5 protein-coding genes are annotated in these 4,693 nt (G+C 72.1%); 4 read left to right on the top strand and 1 reads right to left on the bottom strand.

All coding sequences use genetic code 11. From position 1 onward, the window contains the following. Positions 1–2: 2 nt before the first annotated feature. On the bottom strand, positions 3–992 hold the full coding sequence (locus C1I99_RS29485) for an N-acetylglucosamine kinase (protein WP_111137456.1): 990 nt from the start codon (positions 990–992) through the stop codon (positions 3–5). 200 nt (positions 993–1,192) lie between these two features. On the opposite strand from C1I99_RS29485, the gene C1I99_RS29480 reads away from it, so the two are divergent. From C1I99_RS29480 to C1I99_RS29465, 4 genes are all read left to right on the top strand, one after another. Then, a complete protein-coding gene (locus C1I99_RS29480; protein ID WP_111137455.1) occupies positions 1,193–2,155 on the top strand; it encodes a MurR/RpiR family transcriptional regulator in 963 nt (320 codons plus the stop codon). Continuing rightward, positions 2,152–2,901 (top strand): sugar isomerase domain-containing protein, encoded by a 750-nt coding sequence (locus tag C1I99_RS29475; protein ID WP_111137454.1) that lies wholly within the window; start codon positions 2,152–2,154, stop codon positions 2,899–2,901. The genes C1I99_RS29480 and C1I99_RS29475 overlap by 4 nt, the downstream gene beginning before the upstream one ends. Before the next feature lie 25 nt (positions 2,902–2,926). Next, positions 2,927–4,360, top strand: a complete 1,434-nt coding sequence (gene ngcE / locus C1I99_RS29470) for an N-acetylglucosamine/diacetylchitobiose ABC transporter substrate-binding protein (RefSeq protein WP_111137453.1) — start codon at positions 2,927–2,929, stop codon at positions 4,358–4,360. Between the two features lie 33 nt (positions 4,361–4,393). Next, on the top strand, positions 4,394–4,693 hold a 300-nt coding region (locus C1I99_RS29465), incomplete at its 3' end, for a carbohydrate ABC transporter permease (protein ID WP_146604083.1).

Below are 4,693 nucleotides of genomic sequence, written 5' to 3'. Positions count from 1 at the left end.
GGTCAGGTGGTCGGGGAGACCAGGCGGGCGTGCAGGTGCCCGGGGTCGGTGACCTCGGGCAGGTCGCGGGCGGCGAGCCAGGCGGCCGCGGCGGCGCCGTCGCCGGCCGAGCGGAGCGGCGCCGCCGGCCACCGCCGGCCGATCTCCCCGCGCACCCCGGCGGCCAGCGGGGTGTCGCCGGTCAGCAGCCCGCCACCGAGCACGATCGGCGAGTCGGCGTCGACCGGGCGGATCCGGGTCACGCTCTCGGCGAGGTGGGCGGCGGCCTCGGCGATCAGGCCGGCGGCGACTGGTTCGCCGGCCTGAGCGGCGGCCACCACCAGCGGGGCGAGCCGGGCGAGTTCGACCGGCGGCCGGCGGGTCACCGCCTGGATCACGGTGTCGACGGTGTCCCGAGGACGGTCGGCCACCTCGGCCGAACCGAGCAGCTCGGCGAGCACCGCCGCGGTCAGCTGCCCGGGGGTGCGGCCGCGGTCGAGGTCGGCCAGCAGCCGGCGGACCGCCTCCCGCCCCAGCCAGAAGCCGGATCCGGCGTCGCCGAGCAGCCAGCCGTGCCCGTCGGCGACGCGGTCCAGTCGCAGGTCACGCACCTGGGCGGCGATCGCTCCGGTGCCCGCGATGAGCACCGTGCCGTCGGGGCTCGCGGTGCCCGAGGCGTACGCGACGAGAGCGTCGCCGTGCACCGTGTACGGGCAGCGCAGGCCCGCCTCGCGCCAGGCCCGGTCGAAGGTGTCCCGGCCGGCCGGGTCGGCGAGCAGCCGGGCGGCCCCGGCCAGCCCGATGGTGCCGGCCCGCACCCGGGCGGGGTCGACGTCGGCCAGCGCCTGGCGCAGCGCGGCGAGCAGTTCGGCGGCGGCCCGTTCGGCGCCGTGACTGGTGGGGTTGCCACCGCCCGCGCAGCCGGTTCCCAGCCGCCGTCCGGCCAGGGTCAGGGCGGCCGCCCGGGTGGACGTACCTCCGACGTCGAGACCGACCACCACGGTGTCGGACATCTTCACCCGGCCTCCATCTGCTGCGGTTTGTGGCCGCATTCATGCTGGTCGGCCCGGTGTCGGTAGGCAAGATCGGCGGGCCCGCCCAGGCTGTGCTCCAGGTAACAGTTTGAAAACTTCGCCCACGGTCTTGACACGGAGGGGCCTTCAGTAAGAACTTTTACCACTATCAGTTAACAGTCTTTTCGGAAAGGCGTCCCATGGTTGATCACGAGGTGGACACCTCCGCGGGGACCGCGGTGGTCGACGCCGACGCGCTCGACCGACGGGGCGCGCTCGGCGTTGCATCGGAGGGGGTCCTGGCCCGGGTCCGGGCCGGTGCGGACGAGCTGACCGGGGCGCTGCGGCGGGTCGCCGAGCACGTGCTCAGCGACCCGGAGGCCGCCGCCCGGGCCACCATCGTCGAGCTGGCCGAACGCAGCGGCACCTCACCGGCGACCATCACCCGGTTCTGCCGGGCGATGGGCTTCGAGGGCTACGCCGACCTGCGGCTGGGCATCGCCGCCGAGACCGGCCGGGCCCGCTCGGCGGGCTGGACCGTCGACATCGGCCGGGAGATCCAGCCGGGTGATCCCCTGGAGCGGGTGCTGGGGCAGATCATGGCCGCCGACACCAAGGCCATGCACGACACCGCCGCTCTGCTCGACCTCGCCGAGGTGGAGCGGGCCGCGGTGGCCATCGCCGGGGCGAGCCGGGTGAACATCTTCGGCGCCAGCGGCAGCGCGCTGGTCGGCGAGGAGATGCAGTTCAGCCTGCACCGCATCGGCGTGGCCGCCTGGGCCTGGAACGACGTGCACTCCGGGCTGGCCTCCGCCGCCCTGCTGCGCGTCGGCGACGTGGCGCTGGGCATCTCGCACACCGGGCAGACCCGGGAGACCATCGAGGTGCTCGCCGAGGCCGGCAGTCGGGGCGCGACCACGGTGGCGTTGACCGGCTTCCCGCGCTCGCCGCTGGCCGAGCTGGCCGACATCGTGCTGCTCACCGCCAGCCAGGCGACCACCTTCCGTCCCGACGCGCTGTCGGCCCGGCACCCGCAGCTGGTCGTGCTCGACCTGCTGTACATCGCCGTCGCCCAGCGCACCCACGACCGCGCCCACGCGGCCTTCCGGCGTACCGCCCAGGCCGTCGACGGGCACAAGGCCGCGAAGGGGGCCCCGTCATGATCAGCGCCCAGGGGTACGCCGACGCGGTCCGCCCGGTGCTCGACCGGGTGGTCGACTCCAGCGCCGACGCGATCGGCGCCGCGGCCGACCTGATCGCGGACAGCCTCCGCTCCGGCGGCGTGCTCCAGGCGTTCGGCGCGGGCCACTCCGAGGCGTTCGCCGCGGAACTGGTCGCCCGGGCCGGCGGCCTGGTCCCCACCAACCGGCTCTCCATCCACGACCTGGTGCTGCACGGCGACACCCCGCGTCACGTGCTCGCCGACCCGAAGCTGGAGCGCGACCCCACCATCGCCCACCAGATCTACGCGCTCGCGGAGCCGCACCCGCGGGACGTGTTCGTGGTGGCGTCCCAGTCCGGCATCAACGGCTCCGTGGTCGAGCTGGCGGCGCTGGTCACCGAGCGCGGTCACCCGCTGATCGTGGTCACCTCGGTCGAGCACACCGCGCGGGTCGCCCCCCGGCACCCGTCCGGCCGGCGGCTCGCCGACCTCGCCGACGTCGTGCTGGACAACGGCGCGCCGTACGGCGACGCACTGCTGCCGCTCGAGGGCGGCGGCGCGGTCTGTGCGGTCTCCTCGGTCACCGCCGCGCTGCTGGCGCAGCTGCTGACCGCGGAGGTCGTACGACGGTTCCACCAGGCCGGGGAGGTACCCCCTATCTACCTCTCCGCCAACGTCCCCGGTGGGGACGAGCACAACCTCGCCCTCGAGTCGCGGTACGCCGGGCGCCTCCGGCGCACCGCCTGACCCGACACCACAAGGAGAGACGACGATGTCGATTATCCCCGAGAACCTGGCCGAGCTGAGCCGCCGGACCGTGCTGCGCCGGGCCGCCGCGGCGGGCCTGCTCGCCACCCCGGCCGCCGGCCTGCTCGCCGGCTGCGTCAGCGGCGGCGACGACGAGCCGACCAACCAGGCCGCCGGCGAGAAGTCCGCTGAGAACCCGCTGGGCGTCGCCGAGGACGCCCCGCTGGAGGTGGTCATCTTCAATGGTGGCCTCGGCACCAAGTACGCCACCGACGTGCACATCCCGTCGTACAACAGCAAGTTCCCCAAGTCGGAGGTGAAGTTCTCCCAGACCGAGGAGATCGGCACCGTCCTGCAGCCCCGGTTCACCAGCAACACCCCGCCGGACATGGTGAACAACGCCGGCTCGAAGCTGATGGACCAGGGCGCGCTGGTGCAGGCCGGCCAGGTGCAGGACCTCACCGAGCTGTTCGACGCGCCGTCGCTGGACGACCCGAGCAAGAAGGTCCGGGACATCCTCATCCCCGGCACCGTCGAGCAGGGCACCTTCAACGGCAAGCCGTACGTGCTCAACTACGCCTTCACCGTCTTCGGCCTCTGGTACGACAGCGCCCTGTTCGAGAAGAACGGCTGGGCGGCGCCGAAGACCTGGGCCGAGTTCACCGCGCTCTGCGACAAGATCAAGGCTGCCGGCATCACCCCGTACTCGTACGCCGGGGCGAACGCCGCGTACTACCAGTACCTGGTCCTGCTGACCAGCGCGGCCAAGATCGGTGGCCCGGACGTGCTGAAGAACATCGACAACCTGGAGGACGGCGCCTGGCAGGCCGAGCCGGTCAAGCAGGCCGCGGCGGCCTGGGCCGAGATCGGCGCCAAGTACGGCAACAAGGCGCACCTGGGCCTGAAGCACACCGAGGTCCAGCTGCAGCAGAACCAGGGCAAGGTGGCGTTCTACCCCAGCGGCTCCTGGCTGGAGAACGAGCAGGCCAAGGACACCCCGCCGGGCTTCAAGTACGCGGTGATGCCGGTGCCGAGTGTGACCACCTCGGACACGCTGCCCAGCACCGCCATCTACGCCGCGGCCGGCGAGATGTACTTCGTCGCGTCGAAGGGCAAGAACCCGCGCGGCGGCATGGAGTACCTGCGGCACATGCTCTCCAAGGCCGGCGCCAAGGGCTTCACCGAGCTGACCAAGGTGCTGACCGTGGTCCAGGGCGCCGTCGACGGCGTGGAGATCTCGCCCGGTCTCACCAGCGGCAACGCGATGCTCGCCGCGGCCGGCAAGGACTACTTCAGCTACCGCTTCGACGCCTGGTACAAGAAGCTCGACGACGAGGCCCGGGCGGCCACCAACGAGCTGATGTTCTCCGGCGGCACCGCCCAGAAGTTCTGCGACCGGATGCAGAAGGCGGCGGACGCGGTGAAGAAGGACTCGTCCATCGAGAAGTTCAAGCGCTGAGTCGCCGGTAGGAATCGAGCGGAGACGACAACCATGCGGCATGGCAGATACCCGTTCATCGTCGGTTTCCTGACGGTGCCGGTCGCGATCTACGTGACCTTCGTCATCGGGCCGTACGCCCAGGCGTTCTATCTCGCCACCACCAACTGGCGGGGGGTGAGCGCCAACCCGAAGTTCATCGGCCTGGAGAACTTCGAGCGGCTGCTGTCCGACGACATCTTCTGGAAGGCGGTACGACACCACGGTGTCCTGCTGCTCGCCATGCCGCTGATCACGATCGCCCTCGCGCTCTTCTTCGCCTTCATGCTCAACGTGGGCGGGGGAAGCCGGGGC

Origin of the sequence: Micromonospora deserti (assembly GCF_003236335.1) — a bacterium.
Taxonomy (GTDB): Bacteria; Actinomycetota; Actinomycetes; order Mycobacteriales; family Micromonosporaceae; genus Micromonospora; species Micromonospora deserti.
Note: the sequence above shows the minus strand (reverse complement) of the source record. Positions and strands in the feature narration are given on the sequence as shown.